This is a genomic window from Gammaproteobacteria bacterium, from assembly GCA_035279405.1.
Classification (GTDB): Bacteria; Pseudomonadota; Gammaproteobacteria; order Natronospirales; family REEB76; genus REEB76.
In genome coordinates this window covers 132,580-156,308 of record DATEHU010000034.1, presented here as the reverse complement: position 1 = coordinate 156,308, position 23,729 = coordinate 132,580, and the positions used below count along the sequence as shown (strand labels likewise).

Genomic DNA, 23,729 nt, shown 5'->3' with positions numbered 1-23,729 from the left:
TTTGTGGGAGCGACTGCAGTCGCGATTCCAATTCAGGAGTCCCCATGCCATCTTTCGACATCGTTTCCAAAGTAGAGACAGCGGAACTCACCAACACTGTGGATCAGGTGAGCCGCGAGATCGGCACACGCTATGACTTCAAAGGCACCAGTGCCAAAATCGAGCGCTTGGAAAATATGGTAACGCTGTATGCCGACAGCGAATTCCAGTTGAAGCAGGTGCAGGACATCTTGTACCAGCGCGCCGCCAAACGGGGTATTGACGTCGCGAGCTTCGATCCACAGAAAATCGAAGCCATCGGCGGCGACAAGGCCAAACAGGTAATCAATGTCAAGCAGGGCGTAGACAAGGAGCTGGCCAGGAAAATCGTGAAGCTCATCAAGGACAGCGGCCTGAAAGTGCAGGCTGCGATTCAGGGCGAGGAAGTGCGCGTATCCGGCAAGAAGCGCGATGATCTACAGGCCGCGATTGCGCTCGTGCGCGGCGCGAAGCTGGATCAGCCGCTGCAATTCACCAATTTTCGCGACTGAGTTGTGAAATTCCGCAGCAATAATGGCAGGGTTAGAGCGGCGATATTCGCCGCGATTCCAGATTTCAATCGCGGCTGAAGCCGCTCCCGCAAAATAATTATTTCGGCGCGCTGTCGGCGAAGGAGCGCCGCGTCATGAGCTTGGCGTAATGCCGCGCCAGATTCGGATGCGCGGTGCGCCAGTCAATTTCGGGCAAGCGGAATGACAGCCAGCCGAGCGCACAGCCGACCGCAATGTCGGCCAGCGTGAAGCGTGCACCCGCACACCATTCCCGGTCGTCCAGCTGCTGCGCCATCGTCTCCACACCCGTGGTCACCTTGCCGCGCTGACGCGCCAGCCACTTTGCGCTGCGCTCCCGCGGCTCGCGCTGGGTGTTTTCCAGTCTCATCAACACCCCCGCATCCAGCACGCCGTCGGCCAGTGCTTGCCAGCGCAGCACCGCGATGCGCTCGTCGCCCGCGGACGGAATCAGCGTGTGGGCGGGCGACAGGGAATCGAGGTACTCGCAGATGACACGCGAGTCATAGAGCGCCGTGCCGTCCTGCAGGATCAGGCACGGCACTTTACCCAGAGGGTTGCTTTGCTGGATTTTAGTTTCTGCGGCCCACACATCTTCCAGCACCAGAGGGCAATCCAAGCCCTTCTCGGCGATGAGCACGCGCACCTTGCGCACGTAGGGACTGGAAAGTGAACCGATGAGTTGCATGCAGGCCTCGCTGCCCGATTCTGGATAGTGCGCAGTCGCCGTTCCCGCGCACCGCCGGTGTGTGCCATCAGGATAACGCGAGCCTCACCTTGGGCGGCGCGAGGACGATCAGGATGACACCGATGACCGCCAGAGCAATGACGCCAGGCAACTCGTTGAAGGCGATCAAGTTGCGGAATACCTGAAATCCCATGATGCCAGCATGCGCCAGACTCGACCAGGCGGCAAAGGCAATCAGGCTGCGGTGCTGCACAGGGTTACGCACCGCGAGCAGCAGGAAAACGCCCAAGGTAACGTACAAGCTCAGCATCATGCGGAATGTTTCGTCTTTAAACGGCGGTCGCACAATCAGATAGGCTCCTGCCAAAAAGAGCAGTCCCACCAACACCAGTACCGCTTTCAGCGTGCGTTCACGTAGCATTGCGTCCTCCTTGCCTACTATTTGCCTGTAACGACAACTTTTCCAAGTACCTGCCCTTCTGGAGGCGTCCGGGGACCCTTCCAAGTCCCACCGCAGATCGCATGCAGTACAGACGCGGCGGGCCTCGGTGAAAATGTGCATGTCTCTCCTAGGGCTTGGCTCCCGCCTCCGGCGAGGTCAGCCGCAGATCCACCTCACCCACGTTGACGTCGAGTTTCATGCTGTCCGGGCCGCTGCCGGACAGATGAATGCGCCGGCCGAGGCCGCTGTGGCGGCCGCCACCGCGCACCCGCTTGCCTTGAATGAACACCGCGGCTTCGCCGATGTCGCTCGACAGGTTAATGGGTCCGGGCGCGGAAGTCGCGGACGTGGCGCTGATCTGGCCGACGTTCACGCTCGCCTGCAGCGGACCGTGTGGCACATCCACATCAATTTCGCCGACGTTGAGATTGACGTTGACCCCGCCGGCGACACCCTGCACGTTGACTTGACCGACCTTCATATTCAAGGCCAGCGCCAGGCGCGCGGGAATTTGCAGGTCCCAGTGTTGTTTCACCTGATTCGTATCCAGCTTGCTGCTGGATCCCAACGACAACCCCAGGTGATCGCCTTGGCGTTGCTGAACAATCTGTGCGCTCTGGATTTCGCGCGTCGTGGTGCTGCTCTGCCAGTGGAAGAACCACAGAAACTCGCGCGATTTCTGCTCCAGCCGCACGCTCACGTGCACCGCGTCGTCTGCGGACGACGTGACGCGGAGCTCGCCCACGCCTGCGGTAATCGCGAGTGTTTCAATACCGCTCGCGGAAACGTCGGCGGTCAACGTGCGCGTGCCGGCGGCGAAGGCCACCACCGGCACGCTCAACAGCAATCCCAGAGTAAGCAAGCGTTTCAAGGGGGCCTCAGATTTCCGAGCGATGGCGGCGCAACCAGATGGCACCGAGGATAAAGATAGTCCCAATGCCGACGCCGATCCACATTTCCGGCAGCGCAAACATGTGCGCCACTGAGCCGAAGTTGATCACGCCTTGGCCGCGCGGGCCGAACATCTGGAAACCGCCATGGAAACCGGTTTGTGTTTCGGAAGCTGAATAGCCGCCGAGCAGCATCACACCGCGACCGATGTGGCCAAAAATGCCGTTGCTCAGGTAGTGGCTGCGGAACACGATCAGCTCGATGAGAATCGCACCCAGCGGAATCAGCACTGCCCAGGCCAGCACCAGCTTCTTGGCCCAAGCCGAACACAACAGGAACCAGCCCCAGTAGGGCAGCAGCCATAGCGACTGCTGGATGAGTGCGAACGCCAGCACGATCCAGGTGAGGATGATGGTACCGGGGTAAAACGCTTCATGCAGCAGATTGACACCGATGATGCCTGTGGCAATCGTGAAGATGATGCCGACCACGATTTCGGCGATCACCACCAGCACGAACGTGAAGGCCGGCGCGGCCACCATGCCGGTAAACAGCTTCGACAGCACCGTGGCGGTGTCCGACACCGGCATGGAGCGCCAGAACAACACGCTGCGGTCCTTGCGATCGGCGTACAGGCTATCCATTAGGTAGAACCACACCATGAACAGCATTACCACGTTGAAGAAGCTTGCCATCGCCAGCATGGCGATGTGCAGTCCGCCGCGCGCATCCCCGCCGACGACACCGATATTGTTGACCGTGATCACGCCCTGATGCGCGGCTACAATCAGGGCCACGCCGCCGTACAGGCTGCCGAGCACCGTCAGACAGGCCACCACGATCGGCACGATCCAGAGCGACTTGTGCTCCCAGACCTCCCGTTTCGCAAGCATCCAATACGGCCGGATGGCGTTCATTGCATTTCTCCTTTCATCTTCGCCACGAACAGGTCGGCGATGCTTGGCGTGTGGATTTCGCCCAGTTCCCGCAGTTTGTTCTGATCCACACCTTCAAACAGGAACAGTTTCTTGCCAAAGACTTCGCGTTCATTCAGCGGCTTGAGCGCGCGCGCCTGCTCGACACGCTCGGCGTTCACCAGCACTTCGGCGTACTTTTCCGCCACGGACTCCATCGAGTCATTCAGCACCAGCTTGCCGTTGTGGATGAACATCAGGTCGGTGAGCAGTTTTTCCACTTCCTCCACCTGATGGGTGGTGACCAGGATGGTGCGCTTCTCATCAAAATAGTCGTTGAGCAGGTTCGAATAGAACTCCTTGCGGTACAGGATATCCAAGCCGAGGGTGGGTTCGTCGAGAATCAAGAGCCTGGCGTCAATTGCCATGATCAGCGCCAGGTGCAGTTGCGTAACCATGCCTTTGGACAGCTGGCCGACCCGGCTGCGCTGCGAAATCTTGGTGCGCTCCAGGAAATGCAGGGCACGCGCGCGGCTGAAGCGCGGATGCACCGCTTCCACGTACTCGATGGCGTTGGCCACCTTGAGCCAGCGCGGCAACGTGGCCACATCGGCGATGAAGCACACCTCGTTCATCATCTGCTCGCGGCCCTGGCGCGGGTCGTGGCCGAGCACGTCCAGCTCGCCGTCGAATTCCGTGAGCCCGAGGATCGCCTTGAGCGCCGTGGTCTTGCCGGCGCCGTTCGGTCCGATCAGGCCCACAATGCGGCCTTCCTCGATGTCGAAGTCCACCTTGTCGAGCGCGGCGAATGCACCGTAATGTTTGGTAAGGCCGCGGGCTTTGATTAACAGGCTCATGACTTGCTCCGTTTGCCGTCGTCCACGGCGTTCAACAATTCCCTGGGATCCAGGTCCAGGCGGCGGATACGCAGCACAATCTGCGGCCACTCGGTTTTCATGAACACCTCGCGTTCGTTCTTCATGAGCGCACGGCTCGCGCCGGTCTTTACGAACATCCCGAGGCCGCGGCGTTTTTCCACCAGTTCCTCATCCACCAGCGCCTGGTAACCCTTGAGCACCGTGAGCGGGTTGATCTGATAGTCGGCGGCGATGGTGCGCACCGAGGGCAGCGGATCGCCTTCCTTGAGACTACCCTCAAGGATCATGGACACTACCCGATCCCGCAATTGGCGGTAGATCGGCTGGTTGTCGCTCCATTTGGGATCCATGTGCCTCTCCGCTGCTGCTCTAGCGAACTAGAGCGCTATAGTTGAGCGTACCTTAGCGGCCCAGACCATCAAACACCAGCACGTTGAACGCGCGCAGTGCGGCGCCAGTGTCAAGGTACTGTCCGGGAGAAAATGCGCCCAACGCCGTCATCAACGAGCACATAGCCGTATCTTCTGTCGTGCTCGCTGTGGTCGTGGGGGCGGTGCCCGCCAACCGCTTGGCGACCACCTCGGCCAACTGTTCGGCAGTCGGCTGCACTACGATGGGTGCGAGCGCCACGCTTGTCGTCGTCGGGTGGTTCACGCCGTTGGCTTCGGCATACTGCCAGTCGGCCTCGCTGGGTGTTACCACGATCGCAGCCAGCTCGATGGGCTCGGCTTCAACCTTCGCCGGGGTTACCACGATCTTGGCCAGTTCGATGACTTGGGTCTCGTGTACGGCCCGCCGGTGCAAATCCACGGCGCTGACCGCAGCAATGGCCGCGAGATTCGCGGCAATCACCAATGTGAAAATCAACTTACCTGTAGTGCTCATGACTGTTCTCCTTGCTTGCTTAAGCATCCGGCTTTGGCCGGAATCGTAGTGGTGTTGTAGATAACTATAACACTAAAATATAAAAAAGCAAGTACCTCCGAAGAAATTTTTCAGGTGGGCCCTGTATTCATAAAGTACATTGAATCAACAACCTACAAATGACCTGAAGTCATCGGGCGGGGCCGCTACCCGCGGCATCCATGCGAAATGGCTGTGCGCTCGCGGCTGGGCCTCGTGAACCATGCCCAGGGTCCCCCCGCAGCAGATTGCTCCAGCCCGGCAGGAATCGCGTCTGCCGGTCCCGGAAAACCCAGTCCAGTGCGGCCAGCCGGAAACTTAGCTGGAGCCTTGCTTCGCGGCAGCTTTGCGGCGCCTTGCGACGGAAAATGTGAAGCCTTGCGCGCCGCACCAGCGGCAGCCGCTGGACCGAAAAAGCAGAGTCGCGCCCGGTGCCGCGTGCCGATGTGCATCCCGATTTGCATGCGCCTGCGCGCACAATTGGCGCCGGCTGGTCACTGATTACACGCATGCGCATCGCTGAGTTGGTCTGATGCGGCCGCGGGTCGGGTGCTAAAATCTGCGCTCCGCGTTTGCAAGCATCGCGTCCGTTCAGACGCGATTGCTCTTCACCCCATTTGGAGTTGCCCATGCCTGCAGTGAAAAAACCCGTCCGCATCGCCGTCACCGGTGCCGCCGGCCAGATCGGTTATCAGCTCGTATTCCGCATCGCCGCCGGCGACCTGTTCGGCCCCGGCCAGCCGCTGATCCTGCAACTGTTGGAACTGCCGATCGCCCAGGGCGCGCTGTCCGGCGTGGTCATGGAGCTCAACGACTGCGCGTTCCCGCTGGTCGCGGGCATCGTCGCCACCGACACGGCCGAAATAGCCTTCAAGGATGCGGATTACGCTATTCTGGTGGGCGCAAAACCGCGCGGCGCCGGCATGGAGCGCAAGGACCTGCTGCTGGAAAACGCCAAAATCTTCTCCGCGCAGGGCAAGGCGCTGAATAGCGCCGCGAAGAAATCCGTGCGGGTCCTGGTCGTGGGCAATCCGGCGAACACCAACGCGCTGATTACTGCGACCAACGCACCGCGCATCCCGGCCCGCAACATCACCTCGATGATGCGCCTCGATCAGAACCGTGCCATGTCGCAACTCGCCGCCAAAACCGGCGCACACGTAAACGATGTGAAACGCCTAGTTATCTGGGGCAATCACTCCTCGACGCAATATCCCGACGTCCATCAGGCCACCGTCAAGGGCAAACCCGCGGTCAAGCTCGTGGACGAAAACTGGGTGCAGAACGATTTCATTCCCACGGTGCAGCAGCGCGGCGCGGCGGTCATCAAGGCCCGCGGCGCGTCCTCGGCGGCTTCGGCCGCCGCTGCTGCCATTGACCACATGCGCGACTGGGTGCTGGGCAGCAAAAACCAGTGGGTGAGCATGGGAGTGGCGTCGGACGGCAGCTACGGCATTCGCAAGGGCATCATCTATGGATTCCCGGTGGTGTGCACCAAGGGCGAATGGAAAATCGTCAAGGGCCTGAAGCCCAACGAATTCTCCCGCGCGCGCATGCTGGCGACTGAGAAGGAATTGCTGGAGGAGCGCGAGGGCGTGAAAGATCTGCTGAACGGTTGACGCCGTGCTGGCATTTCTCCAGTGGTGGATTCCGTGGGAGCCTTCGGCCATCGTGGTGATGGTTTTCGCGGCGGCCGTGTGGCTTTACGCGCGCGGTGTGTGGCGTTCGCCGCTGAGCGCGCCTTGGCGGCGCCAACTGCTGTTCTGGGTGGGCATGCTGGTGATCTATACCGGCCTGCACACGCGTCTCGATTATTACGCCGAGCATGAGTTCTTCATTCACCGCATCCAGCACATCGGCCTGCATCACCTCGGTCCGTTTCTGATCGCACTCGCCTATCCGGGCGTCACCATGCGACGGGGATTGCCGCTGCGCTGGCGCCTGCGTCTGCGCACGGGCCTGCGCTGGACTCCGGTACGCTGGCTGTTCAACGTGCTGCTGCATCCGCTGGTGGCGGCGGTGCTATTCGTCGGCCTGATTTATCTCTGGCTGTGGCCGGCGGTGCATTTCGACGCGATGCTGGACTGGCGGCTGTACCACCTGATGAACTACAGCATGGCGGCCGACGGCATGCTGTTCTGGTGGCTGATTCTCGACCGGCGCACGCGGCCGCCGGCGCGCCTGTCTCCGGGCATGCGCGTGTTCCTGGCCCTGGTGGTGATCGCGCCGCAAATCGTGCTCGGCGCTTACCTCAGCCTTGCCAACAAGGATCTATACCCGATCTACAGTCTGTGCGGGCGGGCGTTCGCGGACATTTCGCCGCTGCTGGATCAGCACCTGGGCGGCCTGATCCTGTGGATTCCGAGTTCGATGATGAGTGTGCTGGCCGCACTGATTGCCTTCAGCTACTGGTTGCGGCTGGACGGTCAGGGACGATTGTCGAAACGCAAGGCGGCGCGGCGTGCCACCTGGCGCGCGCGCGTGGTGGCGCAGACTCAGGGACCGGAAGCGTTGGCGGGTCGCACCGGAAAGTCAGCCTGAAGCACGGCACCACCGGCAAAGTGCAAGTTGATCTTCACCGTGTCGCCGGGTTTGATGGCATGGCGCGCTGCGCTCAGCATCAAGTGAAAACCGCCGGGCGCGAGCGCCGCTTGACCATGCGCGGGAATGTCCATATCCGCAACCGCTTGCATCAGGCTCGAACCCTGATCCAGCCGTGAGCGGTGCAGCATCACCATGTCGTAATCCGGGCTGTCCGCGCCGATGAGCCGCGCGTTCGCGTCACCGTGGTTCACGATTACGGCGTAAGCCGCCGCCGGAAGATCCGCCGGCAGCCAGCGAATCCAGGCGTGCTCGATCTGCAAGGTGGGTTTTGCCGGCGCCGGCGCTGCATGGGCGGTTGCGCACACCACAAGGCCAAGCAGGGCCGTCGCCACGCACGCACGCCGATGCGCGGGATTCACGTCTTCTGTTCCAGCAGCAGCTTCAGGTCATGCACCACCGCCGCTTGCGGATCGCCGGGTGTTGCCAGCAGGCGCGCGCGGCCATCGCGGTCAAAGATGTAGATCGCCGAACTGTGGCTGACCTCGTAGTTGCTGGAAGACCTCTTGGGCGCCTCACGTTCGTAGAATGCGCGATAACGCTTGGCGAGCGCCGCAATCTGGTCCTGGGTTCCGGTAAGTCCCACGATGTGCGGGTCGAATGCGGCCACGTACTGGCGCAGCACCGCGGGCGTATCGCGCTCGGGATCCACGCTGACGAACAGGAATTGCACGCCGTCGGCGGCCGGACCGAGCTGCTGCATCACCTGATGCATGTGGGCCAGCGTCAGCGGGCACACATCGGGACAATGCGTATAGCCGAAATACATCAGCGCGACCTTGCCGCGGTACGTCGCGGCCGTGACCGGCTGGTTGAGCTCGTTGGTCAGCGTGAACTTCAGGTCCGGTAGATGCCCGCTCACGTTGGTGAGTTGCCACTGCGGCTGGGCCTGACAGGCGGCAAGTAGCACCGCGGTCAGCGCGGGCACAAGCAGATGACGACGGCAAATGTGACGCATGTTCAGTGATGACGTGGTAACCGGGGTGAGCGGGCTTGTGCAGCGTGCGTGGCCGGCAACCACGCACGTGCTAGCACGTGCCTGCATTATATATAGTTCACAGGAATCGTGACACGGTTAGGGGACAGAGCCTGTCTGAAAAGAATTGCAACAGGCGTTGACGGTGGCGCAGAACAATTTCCGCGTGCGTGATCGAGCCTGAACAAGCGTAAAAAAAGGCCGCAGGTTTTACCCGCGGCCTTTTGCGTCCCGGCGATTGCGTCTGCCTAGGGCGCACTTGCGTGCGTGGACTCGATGAACTTGGCACTTTTGTCGTGTAGTTCCTTGAGCGAGGGAAGATGCGCATACACCATGTGGCCGGAGTCATAAAACGCGTACTGGATGTTGCTCTGCAGCCTGGTCGGCATCGGCAGGTGATGCATGGTGTACACCGCCGCGTAGTAGGGCGTGGCGAGATCGAAATACCCCGAGTTCAGCAGTACCTTGAGCTCCGGGTTGTAGATCATGGCCGAGGCCAGATCCGGCATCACATTGGGCGTGAACGGCAGGGCGAACGGCGCCCCCGGCTGCTGGTGCTTGAAGTCCCACTCGCCGAACACGTTGATTTCCGGCCGGTAAACCATGTGCTCGCCGAACTTCAGATCCTTGCGCACGTAGTCGTTGAACGCAGACACGTAGGCGGAACTGATGGCCGCGGACTGCGGATCGTAGCTGGCTTCTTCGGCCAGCGGATTCATGGCCGGACCGGTGAAGCGCGTATCCAGCCGGCCGGTGAGATCGTCATTGTCGTTCAGCAATTCATGCTCGAACTGGGGCCCGGTCACCCGCAGATTGGCTTTCAGCAGATAACTCACCGGCAGGCCGGTGTAATTGTGCAGCTGCTCCGCAATCTTCCGCTTGGCGGCCGGATCGAGCGTCGAACCGGCCTGCAACGCCTTCGTATAGTCGTTCGTCGCGAACTGTTCCACCTCGTCGAGGAACGGTTGCAGTTGCGCCGGTGGGTTAGGCAGCTTGTGGTGATACCACGCGGTCGCCGCGAACGTCGGCAACATCATTTCGTACGGCAAATCCACGCCCGGATTGATCTGGGGAAAATCCGCGTTGAGGTTGAAGTTGAGGATCGCCGACAACAGGATCACGCCGTTCAGATCCACGTCGTTGTTGGTCTCAAGATCGTTGGCGAGCACCGCCGAGCGCGTGGTGCCATAGCTCTCGCCGAACAGGTACTTGGGAGAATTCCAGCGTCCGTACTGTGAGAGGAAGCGGGTAATGAACTGGGCGAAGCTGCGGGCGTCCTGGTCCACGCCGTAGAAATCCTTGGGGCTGCCCTCCCCGCCCTCGTCTTTGCCGAGAATGCGCGAGAAGCCGGTGCCCATGGCGTCAATGAACACCTCGTCGGTCGCGTCCAGCAGACTGTACTGGTTGTTCACCAGTTGATAGGGCGCGGCTGGGGTATGGGTGTGATCCTCGGTGACCACGCGGTGCGGGCCGAAGGCGCCCATGTGCAGCCACACTGTGGAGGATCCGGGACCGCCGTTATAGAAGAAAGTCACCGGCCGGTTGGCGGCATTTGCGCCCTCTTTAAAGTATGCAATGTAGAACATGCTGCCGGTCGGCTTGTCGTCCTTGTTTTTCAAAATAATCGTGCCGGCCACCGCCTTGTACTTGATGGTCTGGCCTTCAACCGTCACCGTACCGGTGGTGGTGGATTCCTGCGGCGTGGCCGAGGCTGCGCTGGCGGGCGCTGCCGGTGGGGCGGCGGGCTTGTCGGCCGCGAAGGCCGGCAGAACCAGTACGCACAGGATCAAAGCGGTCAACAAGCGGGATATTTTCACGGGGAATCTCCTCAAGGAATTATTCTGATGCGGCGATACCGATGCAGTCAGGACACCGTATCGGGACTTTGGTTCCGAGCCGGCCGCTGATTGGCGAGCGCGCAGCCTACGCCCAACAGCCCGTATCCGTCCAGCCGCAATGCCGGGAGTGCAAAGGGATGCGCACCGGATTTGCCGGGAGTACATTGCGCGCGTCTCCACCGTCGAGGACATGCCCATGAGTCGCCGTGTCTGGTTCTTTGGAATATTGAGCGTTGTAGCCGTAGCTGCCTTCATCCAACTGACATTCTTCAACACCCACGCCGGATTACCGGTGGGCATCACGCATAGGGGCTCGGCCATCTACGTGAGTGCGCCGGGAGGAATACCACTTGCTGCCGGGCTGCAGTCCGGAGATCAACTGGAAATAAAACAGATGTCTGCGGCGGCACGAGCGGCATTCCTGTTGCCCGAAACCATCAAGGCGGGGCTGAGCTACGACATGGTAGTGCGCCGTGGAAATCAATCATTACGGGTGTCCGTAATCAGCCAAGTGCCGTCGCCAGCCGCGTTCAACTCCGTCAATCAGATTCTGGCGTATTTGTTGCCATTCGCTTTCCTGGTCTTGGGGCTACTGGCATTGTGGCGCGGCCGGAATCTGGCGGCCTGGGGCCTGGGTTTGATGTCTTTGAATGTCGTCATCCTCAATGGTATGCGGAGCATTCCGGTTTCCGCCAGCATTGCCGTTTTCCTGGATGTTTTAGGAAATTGTATTGTTGCTGAGCTTTTATTGACCGGCCTGTATCTCATGGCCTATGCCGTTGTCGCAGAAGGCTTGAAGCCGGTGTTGAAACGTACTTTCACCTGGATATTTGCCATTTCAGTTGCGCTACTTGCGGGGTTATCCTGCATTCGCACACTTGGGATCGTGTACTTCGCCTGGAACGGCGTGCCGGCATTGATACTGCCGGCGATCAGCATATGGCTGGGCTTGATTGCGTTTTTGATGCTGGTATTGGGGTACACACGGGCCGGAGCGGAACAGCGGCTGCGCATCCGCTGGATTCTGGCCAGTACGGGTATGGTATTGCTGGCGGTCGTCTTGTCTTACATCGCAACCCAGACCAGCAATCCGGTTTCCGCTCTCACGCTCGCTATCCTGAATGAGATTGCGTTTCTGCTGGCGGTCGCGGGTTACGGTTACGCGCTGCTGCGCCATCGCCTGGTGGACGTGCGCATCGTGCTGAACCGCACGTTGCTGTACGGTGTCATCACCGCCATCGTGGTGGGCGTATTCGCCGCCATCAATGCCCTGGTGGAACGTGAAACGCTGGGACGCGGTGCGAGCCTGATTCTGGAACTCATCGTGCCGCTGGCGCTTGGCATCGTGCTCGGTAGCCTGCGCAAGTATCTCGACACCTATATCAACCGCCTGGTGTTCCGCCGCCAGTACCGCGCCGAGCAGGCGCTCAACGACTTCGCGCGCACCTGCAGCTTCATCGAACAACCGGAACACCTGCTCGACCTGACGGCGCAGCAGGTGTTTGACCACAGCCATGCCGAGAGCGTGGCACTATACGAACGCCAGGCGCAGGGTTATACACGCGTGCGCCAACATGGGACAGCCGAATTCCCGCAGCAGGTGGAAGCAGATGATCTGGCGTTTGTGCGCCTGCGCGCCGGCGATCATGAAGCCGACCTGCACGAGATGAGGAGCGCGCTCGGAAAAGGCGGCTACGTATTTTCCATGGCGGTACGCGGCAAGCTCATCGGCGCGCTGGTGTGCGGTCCACGGCCGGCGGAACAGTACACCGCCGACGAACGCGCACTGCTGTTCCACGTGGCCCAGCAGGCGGGCGCGGCGCTTTATGCGTTGCGCAGCCGCGAACATGAAAACTTCGTGGACTCGGTGGCACGCGGCGCGCTGGATGCCACGAGCGCCCGTGAACGTGCCCGCCAACTGGTGGCCGCCTGGCAAACGGCATAAAACCAATTCAACCTCCTTGTCCCTTCTCCCCCTTGGGGGAGAAGATTGGATGAGGGGAGCAATCAAGATCGCCTTCGAGGCGTGAGACGTTGGAATCGCGGCTGAACGCCGCTCCTACAAAATCTGGAACAGCAGCATGTCGCGCATCAAAATTGAACTACCGGAGCACTTTGCGTTTCAAACCGAACTCGAAGTGCGCGTCGGAGACTTGAACTACGGCAATCATCTCGGCAACGACGCCGTACTCACGCTGATACACGAAGCGCGCCGGCGTTTCCTGGCATCGTTGGGCATCGAGGAAATCGGCGCCGACGGCATCGGTTTCGTGATTGCCGACGCGGCCATCGTTTACCGGGCGCAGGCATTCTTCGGCGACCGGCTGCACATTGAAGTGGCGGCGGGAGAATTCGCGAGCCGCGGTTGTGATTTTTACTATCGCGTCAGCCGTGCGGCCGATGAGCGCACGGTCGCGGAAGCCAAAACCGGCGCGGTGTGTTTCGACTTCCACGCGCAGAAGGCCATGGCGTTCCCGCCCGGCATGCTTGCAAAGCTGCAGTCAGGAAATGCGCAGTAACGGCCATTTAACGGGGTCGGTTGCTGGGGTATAGTTTCCAGACCCGCGGCCGGCCGCCGCTCTCAACAAACAACAGGGATTTTGCCGTGTCCGCAGCCATTGCCATCCTCTGGATCATCGTCTTCATCGCCTACAGCCTCACGATCCTGTATCTGCGCAGCTCGCTGCTGGTGGCCACCGGCCTGTATCTGCTGTACCTGATCGTGTACACGCTCATCGGTACCGGTCCGGACTGGCTGACGCTCTTGTTCTGGATCATCTTCCTGGCGATCGCGATTCCGCTCAACATCAAGGAACTGCGCCGGCAATGGATCAGCCGGCCGTTGCTGGACATATTCCGCAAGGTCATGCCGGAGATGTCGGAAACCGAGGCCGCGGCGCTCGAAGCCGGCACGGTGTGGTGGGACGGGGAACTGTTCAGCGGCAAGCCCAACTGGAAGAAACTGCTCAACACGCCAGCGCCGAAGCTCTCGGACGAGGAGCAAGCGTTTCTGGGCGACGAGGTCGAGACCCTGTGCGGCATGCTGGACGAGTGGAAGATCACCCACGAATGGGGCGATCTGCCGCCCGAGGCCTGGGACTTCCTCAAGAAACAGGGATTCTTCGCCTACATCATCCCGAAAAGATACGGCGGCAAGGAATTCTCCGCGCTCATGAATTCCGAAACTCTTGCCAAGGTCGCGAGCCGCAGCCCGACCGCGGCGTCGATCATGGCGGTGCCGAATTCGCTCGGTCCCGCGGAGCTGCTGCTGCGCTATGGAACCGAAGCGCAGAAAAACCAATACCTGCCGCGGCTCGCCTCCGGCGAGGAGGTGCCGTGCTTTGCGCTCACCTCGCCCACCGCGGGCTCGGACGCCGGCTCGATCACCGATTACGGTGTGGTGTGCAAAGACCGCTGGCAGGGCAAGGAAGTCGTCGGCATCCGCCTTAACTGGAGCAAGCGCTATATCACGCTCGCGCCGATCGCCACGCTCATCGGCCTGGCGTTCAAACTCTACGATCCCGAACACCTCGCGGGCGACAAGGATCAGTACGGCATCACCTGTGCACTGATCCCGCGCGACGCGCCCGGCATCGCCATCGGCCGGCGGCATTTCCCGCTCAATATTCCGTTCCAGAACGGCCCGACGCACGGCAAGGACGTGTTCGTGCCGCTCGACGCTATCATCGGCGGCATGCCGATGGCCGGGCAGGGCTGGCGCATGCTCATGGAATGCCTGGGCGCGGGGCGTGCGATCTCGCTGCCCTCGAACACCGCGGGCGGTTCGCGTCTTGGCGTGTACGCCACCGGGGCCTACGCGCAGGTGCGCAAACAATTCAATTTGCCGATTGCCAGGTTCGAAGGCGTGGACGAGGTCATGGGGCGCATGGGCGGCCTGTTGTACGCCATGGAAGCCGTACGCACGCTCACCGCTTGGGCGATAGACCAGGGCGAGGAACCGGCGGTGTGTGCGGCGATCTCCAAGTACCACGTCACCGAAATGGCGCGCATCGTCGGCAACGACGCCATGGACATTCACGGGGGCAAGGGCATCCAGCTCGGGCCGCGCAATTATCTCGGCCGCGGTTACCAGTCCATCCCTATCGCCATCACCGTGGAAGGCGCCAACATCCTCACGCGCAACTTGATGATCTACGGCCAGGGCGCCATCCGCTGCCATCCCTACGTGCTCACGGAAATGCGCTCGGCTGCGATGGAAGAGCATGCCGCCAATGCGCTGGCGGCCGCGGGCAGCGCCGAGGAGCGCGCCCCGGCCGCCAAGGAACACCACGCGGCTCTCAAACAATTCGACGACGCGCTGTTTGGCCATATCGGCCTGGCGCTCAGCAACGCCGCACGCGCGCTGATACTGGCGCTCACCGGCGCGCAGCTCACGCGCGTACCAGTCAGCGGAGCAACGCGCCGCTACTACCAGCACATCAACCGCTTCAGCGCCGCCTTCGTGCTGGCATCGGACGCCGCCATGCTGACGCTCGGCGGTACGCTCAAGCGCAAGGAAAAACTCTCCGCGCGTCTCGGCGACATCCTGAGTTACATGTACATCGCTTCAGCGGTGCTCAAGCGTTACGAGGATCAGGGGCGCCAGAGCGAGGACTTGCCGCTGGTGGATTGGGCCTGCCGCCAGGCGCTTTATCATTTGCAGGAGCAGATGCATGGTTTCCTGCGCAACTTCCCCAACCGCTGGGTGGCGGGGCTGTTGCGCTTCCTGATCTTCACGCGCGGCCGTACCTATTCGGCGCCGAGCGACGCGTGCGGCCACCGCGTGGCGCAACTAATTAGCACCCCCGGCGGCCCGCGCGCGCGCCTCACGCGCAACACCTACACCGCTGACAAGGCAAGCCCGGTGGGGATGATGGCCGAGGCGCTGGAACTGGCGCTCAAGCTCGAACCGGTGGAGAAGAAAATCCACGTGGCGCTGCGCAGCGGCGAACTCAAGCTCGTGCCGGGCGCCGAGCGCATCGGCGCGGCGCGCGCGGCCGGCATCATCAGTGCCGAAGAAGGCCGCCAGTTGCAGCGCCTCGAGGAACTCACCAACGAGATCTGCGCGGTGGACGACTTCGCGCCGGATGAACTCGGCACCAAACCGTTCCCGCCGCATGCCGTGACCACGTGAGCGACGTCGCATCTGCAGGCCTGCCGGTACCGGCGGCGGCGAGCAGCAGCGAAATCATCTATGAAGTGACGCTCGACATCCAAAGGCGTGCGGCCAGGCGTTTCGACACGTGGCTCAAGCAGCACATGCGCGAAATGCTGGCGCTGCCGGGATTTCTGGACGCACGCCTGCTGACGCCGGATGAGTTCCAGCCGCTGGCCGATGCGCGCAGCGTGCGACGCGTGGTGCAATACCGTCTCGCGAGCCGTGCGGAACTCGAAAATTACCTGAGCCAGCATGCCGCACGCATGCGCGCCGAAAGCCGGCGTTATTTCGCCACGCAACTGCATTCCAGCCGCCGGCTGCTGGATGCCGACGGCCGGGAACTGGCGCCGGACGCTGCGGTTGCGGCGGCGCTGGCGCAGCCAACCCTGCGCTGCCAGAACTGCAACGCGGTGTTATTGGGAAGATTCTGCGTGGCCTGCGGGCAGCCGAACCAAAGTTACGCTGCGCCGCTGCTGGCCGACATCCAGGATTTTTTCGGCAACCACTTCGGTTTCGATACCAAGTTCTTCCGCAGCGTGATGCCGCTGCTATTCCGCCCCGGATTCCTGTCGCGCGAGTACTCGGCCGGCCGGCGGGTGCGCTACATCAACCCGCTGCGCCTGTACATCTTCAGCAGCATTCTGTTTTTCCTGGTGGCCTGGAACGTCACGTCCCCGAATTTTTTCCGCTTCGACAACAGCGACAGCGCCGCCAAAGCAACCAAATCACCGGACACCGCCGCTGCTCTGACCGCCGCCCAACAACACGAAATCCGCGCCAGCCCGTATCTGAGCGCAGCGCAAAAGCAGGCGCTGCTCGGCGCCACGGCCGGCGGAGCCCACCAGGGTAAATCCGCTCCCGGTGCTTCCAGGACGCCGGCTGCGGCCGGCAGCAGCAGCGCACCGGTCCCGGGCGTCACCGTCAACGACAGCGCGGGCAACGACAACCGGGTCCACTTCACCATCCTGTGGCGCAAGATCGACATGCCCAAGAACGAATTCGAAGCCCAAGTCTCGCGCGCCATACAAAGTTACCTGCCCAAGCTGATGTTTGTGTTCCTGCCGCTGGTGGCCTTGCTGCTGAAGTTGTTCTACATCCGTTCGCGGCGCTACTACACGGAGCACCTGATCTTCGCGCTGCACAACCACGCGTTCATCTTCGTGATCATGCTGGTGATGGTGCTGGCCAATCTGCTCGGCAAGCAGGCCGCCTGGGCCACGACGCCGGCGCATTACCTCAACGTGATTCTCGGTTGGTATATCGTGATCTATGTGTTCCTGGCGATGCTGTTTTACTACCGCCAGTCGTTCATCAAGACCTTGGGCAAATACCTGCTGATCGGATTCATCTACTGGGTAGCATTGCTGGGCGTGCTGGTAAGCGGCATGGCGGTGATTTTCGCCTACGTGGTGGCCACTTAGGCGCACACGCGGTTGCGGCCGGAGTGCTTGGCTTCGTAGAGCTTGTGGTCAGCCTCGGCAATCAGCGTGTCCACATCGTACTCGGGCGGCGCCGCGGCCACGCCCAGGCTGATGGTCACTGCGAGCCCCGGCTGGATTTTGCCCCAGTCGTGGGATTCAACCTGCTGGCGGATTTTCTCGCACACCGTGGCGGCCGCGTGCCGCGCAGTTTCCGGGAAACACAGCAGGAATTCCTCGCCACCGTAACGCGCGATGACGTCAATCGAGCGGCACTGGGCACGCAGGATGTTGGCGATGGTGCGCAGCACGTCATCGCCCACCATGTGGGAAAACCGGTCGTTGACCGACTTGAAATGGTCGATGTCGGCCATGACCACCGCCAGCGCGCGCTTGTAGCGTTGTGCACGTACCACTTCCTGGCCGAGGCGGTCGTCCAATGCGCGGCGATTGTACAGTCCGGTGAGTTCGTCGAGACGCGTCTCGCGCTGTGACTTGACCAGCTCACGCTCGATTTTACGCTGCGCCGAGCGTAGGGATTCCGCCAGGATGTCGGCACGTTCCTTCTGGGCGTGCAGTTCCTCGTTCTTCGCGGCCAGATCACGCGTGCGCTCTGCCACGCGCTGTTCCAGTTGGTTGCGGTTGCGCTCGAGTTCCGAGAACAGGCCGGCGTTGGCGATCGCCACCGCCACCTGGCTGGCGAAACTCGTGAGCAGGCTGACGTGCGATTCGTCAAACTGGTCGGCCGCGTAGCTTTGCACGCTGAGCACTCCGAGCACGCGCTCGCGATAGCTCATGGGCACGGCGATCAGCGACAGGGTCTGCGGCGTGTGACCGATCTGGTAGAGGATGCGCTTCAGTTCGCCGGTTTCGCGCTGCCAGTTGCGCATGAACGCCGGCTTGTTGTGGCTGATGACCCAGCCGAGTATGCCCACGCCCAGATCCTGGCGGCGCGGCGGCTGGCGTCCCTGGGGATTGTGATGCAGGCGCACGTCGATACTGTGGGTACTCTCGTCGTACAGTCCGAGAATGAAAATATCGAAGCTCATGAGGCTGCGGCTTTCGCGGAACACCATTTCCAGCAGCTCGTCCAGCACCAGCGAACTGCTGATCGCGCGGCCCACGCGGTTGGCCGCCACCAGCGTGACGAGTTTGTCTTCCAGCACGCGGCGCGTATCCGCCAGGCGGCGCACGATAAACACAATCATGGCGAGCACCAGCAGAAACAACGCGAACGCCTGCCAGAACAGGCTGTTGTAGATGAGCGCGGTAAGCACCGCCAGGGGAATGGCCGCCAGATCCACGCTCGCCGCGAACGGCCCGAACGCGCGGCGCCAATCGTAGCCTTCCAGGCGGGCGATCACGGCCATGAACAGCATGTTGAGCAGTTGCAGAAACAGCGCGAGCAGCACGATCAACAGCACGTCGTGCGGATCCAGGCGCCGCAGCGGCAGGCTGCCGCCGAAGAACTCGTACAGATAACCGACAATCAGGATGATGAACGCCGTCATGCCGCCGTTGTGCAGGCAGCGCACCAGCGTGAGACGCAGGCCGCCGGTGCGTACCCGCTTCCAGGCCAGCAGCGGCGTGATGAGGGCAGCCAGGCCCACGATCCAGGCCGCCTGCAGCGCACCGAAAATCAGGATGCTGGCAAACTGCACCACCCGGTCGAGCGACACGTAGCCCACATGCGGCGCCGGGAACCCGAAGGAGGCGACCGCCAGCCCAAACACGATGAATCCGACGAACGCGACCGGATTGGCGATGACCGTACCGGTGTACCACGACAGGAATACCAGCACGGCCGCAGCCGCGACCGCCAGCACTGCGGCGTAGGCCAGAGACAAGTAGGGAATATCGGCTACTTTCCTCATGTTTCCCCAGACATCTTTAAATAGCGGCGACGCATTCCCGCGCACGCCGATCCCCTAGACCAAGGAGTGTACATAACCCCCATTCGTGCGCAAACCCACGTGCTAAACTCGTGGCACGGACACCGGGAAATCAGGATTTTCGAGGTTCCGCCCGCATGCACAAGCTCCTTTTGGCCCTTTCACTGTGTTCGGTGGTGGCGCTCGCCGCCTGTGCGCCGCGCGTGTACGTTGAGCAGGACAACAGCGTCAAACTCACCGGACTGCGCAGCTTTGCCTGGGTCAGCCCGCCCATCGGTCCGGTCAGCAATCCAATCCTGGACAGCCAGATTCTGGAGGAGCGCGTGCAGCGCGCCGTGGTGGCGAATCTGACCGCGCGCGGCTTCACGCAAGTGGCCGCCGATCAGTCGCCGGATTTCACCGTCACCTACCACACTGTGAGCAAGCAGAAGCTGGAAAGCAGCGGCGCCAGCTTTGCCGTCGGATTCGGCGGTTACTACCCCTACGGCTTCGGCAACGTGGTCGTACCAGTGGGTCCGAACGTGCAAAGCCGTGACCAGGGCACGCTGATGCTGGACATCATCGACGGCCGCAGCAAGCGCCTGGTGTGGCGCGGCTGGACCAAGGACTGGATCAGCCAGGAGAATTACTCCGAGCAGGCCGTGGCCCAGGACGTGCACAAGATTCTGGCCAAATTCCCCGCCTTCCCGGGCGCGTGAGCCTGAGCACGGCCGGCTTCGTCAGCTTCAAGGAACTGGACGCGCGCTGGGTCACACCCAAGGGCACCGCCTTCCGGGCGTTCAAGCGCGCCCTGCCGGGGCTGGAGGAGACGGCCGATTTCATCCGCCTCGACGCGGTACGCGACCGGGATGAAATCCAGCGCCTGCGCGCCGCCGGCCGCGTTTACGCCAGCAGCGTGCACGTGGTGCTGCTTGCGGAAACCGCCGTGCAAAAACTCACACGCCCGTGAACACCCGCCTGATTGCACACGTGGACATGGATGCGTTCTACGCCTCCGTGGAACAGCACGATCGCCCCGAACTGCAGGGCCGGCCGGTGATCGTCGGCGGCACCAGCCGCCGCGGCGTGGTGTGTGCCGCGAGCTACGAGGCGCGTCCGTTCGGTGTGCGTTCCGCCATGCCCATGTACGAAGCGCGCTACCGCTGTCCGGACGCGGTGTATCTGCCGGTGCGCATGCATCGCTACCAGCAGGTGTCCGCGCAGATATTTGCCTGCTTTGAGGAATTCACGCCGCAGGTCGAAGGCCTGTCGCTGGACGAGGCGTTCCTGGATTTGAGCGACGTGCCCGGTTGCGAGGATCCGCTGGCCATCGGCCGCCGCATCAAACAGGCAATCCGCGCGCGCACCGGACTCGCCGCTTCGGTCGGTCTCGGCCCCAACAAGCTTATCGCCAAGATCGCGTCGGAAAAATCCAAGCCCGATGGTCTGCTGCACGTTGCCATCGAGCACGTGCAAACCCTGCTCGATCCACTGCCGGTGACCGCGCTCTGGGGCATCGGTCCACGCACCGGCGTGCATCTGGAAACTGCCGGCATCCGCACGGTCGCGGAATTGCGGCACGCGCCGTCGCCGCTGTTGCAGGCTTTGTTCGGCAACCAGGCGCGTTTTTTCCAGCAACTGGCCTGCGGCGAGGATGCGCGCAGCGTGGGCGGCGATGCGCAGGAGCGCTCGGTCAGCCAGGAAACCACGTTCGAACGCGACCTCGCGGACTACGAGTCGCTGGCCGGCGAACTGCGCCCGTTGACCGAAGGTCTGTGCGCGATCCTGCGCCACCAGCAACTGCGGCCGCACACACTGGTGCTCAAGCTGCGCACCACCGATTTCAAACGTCACACCCGTCAGCGGCGCTTTGCACCGCCGGACGCGAGTTTCGCGGTGCTCTGGCCGCTCGCCCAGCAACTGCTGCGCGCATGGCTGGCGCGGCATCCGCGCCAGTTGCTCCGGCTCATCGGCATAGGTGCACGCGATTTCGCCGCGGCCGATCAGCTCGGTCTGTTCGAGGAATCGCTGCAGCGTGCGCAGCGTCTGGACAAAGCCGCGGATGCGGTGCACACGCGCTTTGGCGCGAGCGCGCTGTCACGCGGCCTGCGGTCGCCCCCGGAATGAGGCATCATTAAGCGCATGTACGCCGGCTATTTCGGTCTCAGCGAAAACCCCTTCGCTATTACTCCCGATCCGCGTTACCTGTTCCTCTCGGGCCGGCACACCGAAGCGCTCGCACACCTTTTATATGGCGTCACCGAAAGCGGTGGTTTCATCCAGCTCACCGGCGAGGTGGGCACCGGCAAGACCACGCTCATCCGTTCGCTGCTGGAAAAACTGCCGGACACCGTGGATGCGGCGCTCATCATCAATCCGCGCGTCAGTATCCCGGAATTCCTGCGCGCCATCTGTCACGAACTGCATATCGGCTGCCCGCCGGAGCACAGTCCGCAGCAACTAATTGATGCGCTCAACGCGCAGTTGTTGCAGGCCCATGCCCGGGGACGGCGCGTGGTGCTCATCATTGACGAGGCCCAGGCGTTGAGCCGCGAAGTGCTGGAACAGGTGCGGCTGCTCACCAATCTCGAGACCAGCCGCCAGAAATTGCTGCAGATCATCCTCGTCGGCCAGCCGGAATTGCGCGTGCTGCTCGCACGCGACGATCTGCGCCAGCTCGCCCAGCGCATCACCGGCCGCTACCATCTCGAACCCTTGTCGCACAAAGACACGCGCGCCTATGTACACCATCGGCTGAACGTGGCGGGTGCGCTGGCGCCGATTTTCACCGCCTCGGGTCTGCGCGCGGTATGGCGCTACACCCGCGGCATCCCGCGGGTAATCAACATCGTGTGCGACCGCGCGCTGCTCGGCGCCTACACGCATGAGCTGCGCCAGGTGGACAGCGCGCTGGTACGCCGTGCCGCCCAGGAAGTGCTGGAACAGCGGCCGCACGCCAAGGGCCGCCGCGCACTCCTGTGGTTGGGCACCACCGCCGTGATCCTGTTGTCGGCCGTGACGCTGCTGGCGGCAACCGGGAATCTTGGTGTGCGCTTGTCCGACGCCCCGGTCACGCCACCGAACACTTCCGCTGCGCTTGCCAAGCCCGCGCCCGTCGTCACGCCGCAAAGCTGGCTCGCCGATCCGGCCCATCCCACCGATACCGACAGTGCCTTCGCCACGCTGTTTTCGCTCTGGGGCGCGCATTACACGCCGGGCAGCACCGGCAGCGGCTGTCTCGAAGCCCGGCAAGCGGGATTGCGCTGCCTGTTCCGCAAGGGCACCTGGAACAATCTGCGCAGCTTCGACCGGCCGGCAATCATCACGCTCACCGACGCCCAGGGTATCCAGCACCAGGTGGTGGTGACCGGGCTCGCGGGCGATCGCATCACGCTGCGCGCCGGCAGCGCGAGCCACAGCTTTCCGCTGAGCGCGCTCGACCCGCTGTGGTACGGCGAGTACCTGTTCCTGTGGAAACCCAATGCCAACGCGCCGACTTCGCTCACGCCGGGCATGGTCGGCACCGCGGTGGCCTGGCTGCGCACGCAGCTCGCTGCGCTGCAACACACCAAGGACTCCGGCAGCAGCCACTATGACGACCCGCTGACCGCCGCGGTCAAGCAGTTCCAGACCGCGCAACATTTGAAGCCGGACGGCATCGCCGGCGAGGAAACCCTGATTCACCTGAATTCGGTACTGGACGCGCCCGGTACGCCCACGCTCACAGCGCCGGGGAATTGAGCGTGTCGCTGATCCTCGATGCGCTGCGCAAATCCGAACGCACCCGCCAGCAGAATCTGAGCGGCCGGGTGAGCGCGGCTGACGCAGCGCCGGAGCACGCACGCATGCCGACACCGTGGGCCACGCTCGTCGGCTTGCTGCTGATCGTGAATGTGGGGGCGCTGGCCATCATCTTCTGGAACAGTCGGGATCATCGCTCCGCGTCGGTGACGGTGGCCGCAGTCCCGGCTCCCGCACCGACCGTGCCGGCACCCGATTATCGTCCGGCCGTGCGCTCGCTCGCCGCGGAAGCCGCCGCGACTTCCACCGCGCCCGCAGCTGTGACGGTAAGCCCGATCCCGCCGGGCACGCTTGCGGAGAAATCGGCCGCACCTGCCGCCGCAAGCGCAACGCCGACGATGGCGGTGCCCGCGAGTTCCTCAGCTTCCGGCGTCATCAATCTGGATGCCGGCAATCCACCGCCGCTGGACACGTTGCCGCTCGCCTTCCAGCAAGCGTTGCCGCCGTTGCACCTCGACGTGCACGGGTACGCAGCCAACCCGGCCGACCGTTTCGTGGTCATCAACATGCAGCGCTACCGGAAAGGCGACACGCTCAAGGAAGGTCCGAAGGTGCTCGCCATCGTGCCGAATGGCGTGGTGCTGGAATACCAGGGGCAGGAATTCCTGTTGCCGCGACTGTGAATGCGACGCTAATGCCCCGGCCTCTTGCGGACGAATGCTTAGCTTGTCATTCCTGACAGCACCCAAGAAAATATGGCTGCATCCAAAATCCCCCTGCACGCAGCGCGCTTCCCCCTTTGTAAGGGGGGAGGGGGACTTCGCGCGCCTGGCGTTCGCTGTTGAGATATTGTCAGATGTTT

Annotated in this window: 23 protein-coding genes; 12 read left to right on the top strand and 11 right to left on the bottom strand. The window is 62.4% G+C overall.

Features of this window, described 5'->3' with window-relative positions; all coding sequences use genetic code 11:
• Positions 1 to 44: 44 nt before the first annotated feature.
• The gene (locus VJR90_08605) at positions 45 to 530 is read left to right on the top strand and encodes a YajQ family cyclic di-GMP-binding protein (GenBank protein ID HKV97532.1); all 486 of its coding nucleotides are present in this window, start codon (positions 45 to 47) and stop codon (positions 528 to 530) included.
• A 97-nt stretch (positions 531 to 627) separates the two neighbouring features.
• Here the strand turns inward: VJR90_08605 and VJR90_08600 are convergent, their stop codons facing one another.
• The 7 genes from VJR90_08600 to VJR90_08570 form a co-directional block, all read right to left on the bottom strand.
• Positions 628 to 1,236, bottom strand: coding sequence for a glutathione S-transferase N-terminal domain-containing protein (locus tag VJR90_08600; protein HKV97531.1), 609 nt, complete (start codon positions 1,234 to 1,236; stop codon positions 628 to 630).
• A gap of 67 nt (positions 1,237 to 1,303) precedes the next feature.
• Positions 1,304 to 1,657, bottom strand: a complete 354-nt coding sequence (locus VJR90_08595; GenBank protein HKV97530.1) for a DUF6632 domain-containing protein — start codon at positions 1,655 to 1,657, stop codon at positions 1,304 to 1,306.
• A gap of 148 nt (positions 1,658 to 1,805) precedes the next feature.
• Entirely contained in the window at positions 1,806 to 2,549 is a 744-nt protein-coding gene (locus VJR90_08590; protein ID HKV97529.1) for a hypothetical protein, read from the bottom strand.
• Between the two features lie 7 nt (positions 2,550 to 2,556).
• Positions 2,557 to 3,486: a hypothetical protein gene (locus VJR90_08585; protein ID HKV97528.1), complete on the bottom strand. Its 930-nt coding sequence runs from the start codon at positions 3,484 to 3,486 to the stop codon at positions 2,557 to 2,559.
• Entirely contained in the window at positions 3,483 to 4,340 is an 858-nt protein-coding gene (locus VJR90_08580) for an ABC transporter ATP-binding protein (GenBank protein ID HKV97527.1), read from the bottom strand. Before VJR90_08580 ends, VJR90_08585 begins: the two co-directional genes overlap by 4 nt.
• On the bottom strand, positions 4,337 to 4,711 hold the full coding sequence (locus tag VJR90_08575) for a GntR family transcriptional regulator (protein HKV97526.1): 375 nt from the start codon (positions 4,709 to 4,711) through the stop codon (positions 4,337 to 4,339). Before VJR90_08575 ends, VJR90_08580 begins: the two co-directional genes overlap by 4 nt.
• A 52-nt stretch (positions 4,712 to 4,763) precedes the next feature.
• Complete coding sequence (locus VJR90_08570; GenBank protein HKV97525.1) at positions 4,764 to 5,246, bottom strand: hypothetical protein; 483 nt, start codon at positions 5,244 to 5,246, stop codon at positions 4,764 to 4,766.
• A gap of 656 nt (positions 5,247 to 5,902) precedes the next feature.
• Between VJR90_08570 and VJR90_08565 the strand changes: the two genes are divergently transcribed.
• Positions 5,903 to 6,883 (top strand): malate dehydrogenase, encoded by a 981-nt coding sequence (locus VJR90_08565; GenBank protein HKV97524.1) that lies wholly within the window; start codon positions 5,903 to 5,905, stop codon positions 6,881 to 6,883.
• A gap of 58 nt (positions 6,884 to 6,941) precedes the next feature.
• Positions 6,942 to 7,805: a cytochrome c oxidase assembly protein gene (locus tag VJR90_08560; GenBank protein ID HKV97523.1), complete on the top strand. Its 864-nt coding sequence runs from the start codon at positions 6,942 to 6,944 to the stop codon at positions 7,803 to 7,805.
• Here the strand turns inward: VJR90_08560 and VJR90_08555 are convergent.
• From VJR90_08555 to VJR90_08545, 3 genes are all read right to left on the bottom strand, one after another.
• The gene (locus tag VJR90_08555) at positions 7,760 to 8,227 is read right to left on the bottom strand and encodes a copper chaperone PCu(A)C (protein ID HKV97522.1); all 468 of its coding nucleotides are present in this window, start codon (positions 8,225 to 8,227) and stop codon (positions 7,760 to 7,762) included. The genes VJR90_08560 and VJR90_08555 overlap by 46 nt on opposite strands.
• The gene (locus tag VJR90_08550) at positions 8,224 to 8,823 is read right to left on the bottom strand and encodes an SCO family protein (GenBank protein HKV97521.1); all 600 of its coding nucleotides are present in this window, start codon (positions 8,821 to 8,823) and stop codon (positions 8,224 to 8,226) included. The genes VJR90_08555 and VJR90_08550 overlap by 4 nt, the downstream gene beginning before the upstream one ends.
• A gap of 266 nt (positions 8,824 to 9,089) precedes the next feature.
• Entirely contained in the window at positions 9,090 to 10,658 is a 1,569-nt protein-coding gene (locus tag VJR90_08545; protein HKV97520.1) for a peptidase S10, read from the bottom strand.
• 217 nt (positions 10,659 to 10,875) lie between these two features.
• Here VJR90_08545 and VJR90_08540 point away from each other — a divergent pair, with 217 nt between their 5' ends.
• From VJR90_08540 to VJR90_08525, 4 genes are all read left to right on the top strand, one after another.
• Positions 10,876 to 12,624, top strand: a complete 1,749-nt coding sequence (locus VJR90_08540; protein HKV97519.1) for a GAF domain-containing protein — start codon at positions 10,876 to 10,878, stop codon at positions 12,622 to 12,624.
• 136 nt (positions 12,625 to 12,760) lie between these two features.
• Entirely contained in the window at positions 12,761 to 13,198 is a 438-nt protein-coding gene (locus VJR90_08535) for a thioesterase family protein (protein ID HKV97518.1), read from the top strand.
• A gap of 86 nt (positions 13,199 to 13,284) precedes the next feature.
• Positions 13,285 to 15,813: an acyl-CoA dehydrogenase gene (locus VJR90_08530; GenBank protein HKV97517.1), complete on the top strand. Its 2,529-nt coding sequence runs from the start codon at positions 13,285 to 13,287 to the stop codon at positions 15,811 to 15,813.
• Positions 15,810 to 17,258, top strand: coding sequence for a DUF4286 family protein (locus VJR90_08525; GenBank protein HKV97516.1), 1,449 nt, complete (start codon positions 15,810 to 15,812; stop codon positions 17,256 to 17,258). Before VJR90_08530 ends, VJR90_08525 begins: the two co-directional genes overlap by 4 nt.
• On the opposite strand, the gene VJR90_08520 is transcribed toward VJR90_08525, so the two are convergent.
• On the bottom strand, positions 17,255 to 19,129 hold the full coding sequence (locus VJR90_08520; protein HKV97515.1) for a diguanylate cyclase: 1,875 nt from the start codon (positions 19,127 to 19,129) through the stop codon (positions 17,255 to 17,257). The genes VJR90_08525 and VJR90_08520 overlap by 4 nt on opposite strands.
• Before the next feature lie 155 nt (positions 19,130 to 19,284).
• Here VJR90_08520 and VJR90_08515 point away from each other — a divergent pair, with 155 nt between their 5' ends.
• From VJR90_08515 to VJR90_08495, 5 genes are read left to right on the top strand one after another with little or no spacing between them, the layout of a single operon-like run.
• On the top strand, positions 19,285 to 19,845 hold the full coding sequence (locus VJR90_08515) for a DUF4136 domain-containing protein (protein HKV97514.1): 561 nt from the start codon (positions 19,285 to 19,287) through the stop codon (positions 19,843 to 19,845).
• Positions 19,842 to 20,096, top strand: coding sequence for a hypothetical protein (locus VJR90_08510; GenBank protein HKV97513.1), 255 nt, complete (start codon positions 19,842 to 19,844; stop codon positions 20,094 to 20,096). Before VJR90_08515 ends, VJR90_08510 begins: the two co-directional genes overlap by 4 nt.
• On the top strand, positions 20,093 to 21,253 hold the full coding sequence (dinB, locus tag VJR90_08505; protein ID HKV97512.1) for a DNA polymerase IV: 1,161 nt from the start codon (positions 20,093 to 20,095) through the stop codon (positions 21,251 to 21,253). Before VJR90_08510 ends, dinB begins: the two co-directional genes overlap by 4 nt.
• A gap of 15 nt (positions 21,254 to 21,268) precedes the next feature.
• The gene (locus VJR90_08500) at positions 21,269 to 22,867 is read left to right on the top strand and encodes an AAA family ATPase (GenBank protein ID HKV97511.1); all 1,599 of its coding nucleotides are present in this window, start codon (positions 21,269 to 21,271) and stop codon (positions 22,865 to 22,867) included.
• A gap of 2 nt (positions 22,868 to 22,869) precedes the next feature.
• Positions 22,870 to 23,550 carry a general secretion pathway protein GspB gene (locus VJR90_08495; protein HKV97510.1) on the top strand — a complete coding sequence of 227 codons (681 nt, stop codon included), beginning with the start codon at positions 22,870 to 22,872 and terminating at the stop codon, positions 23,548 to 23,550.
• Positions 23,551 to 23,729: the final 179 nt, after the last annotated feature.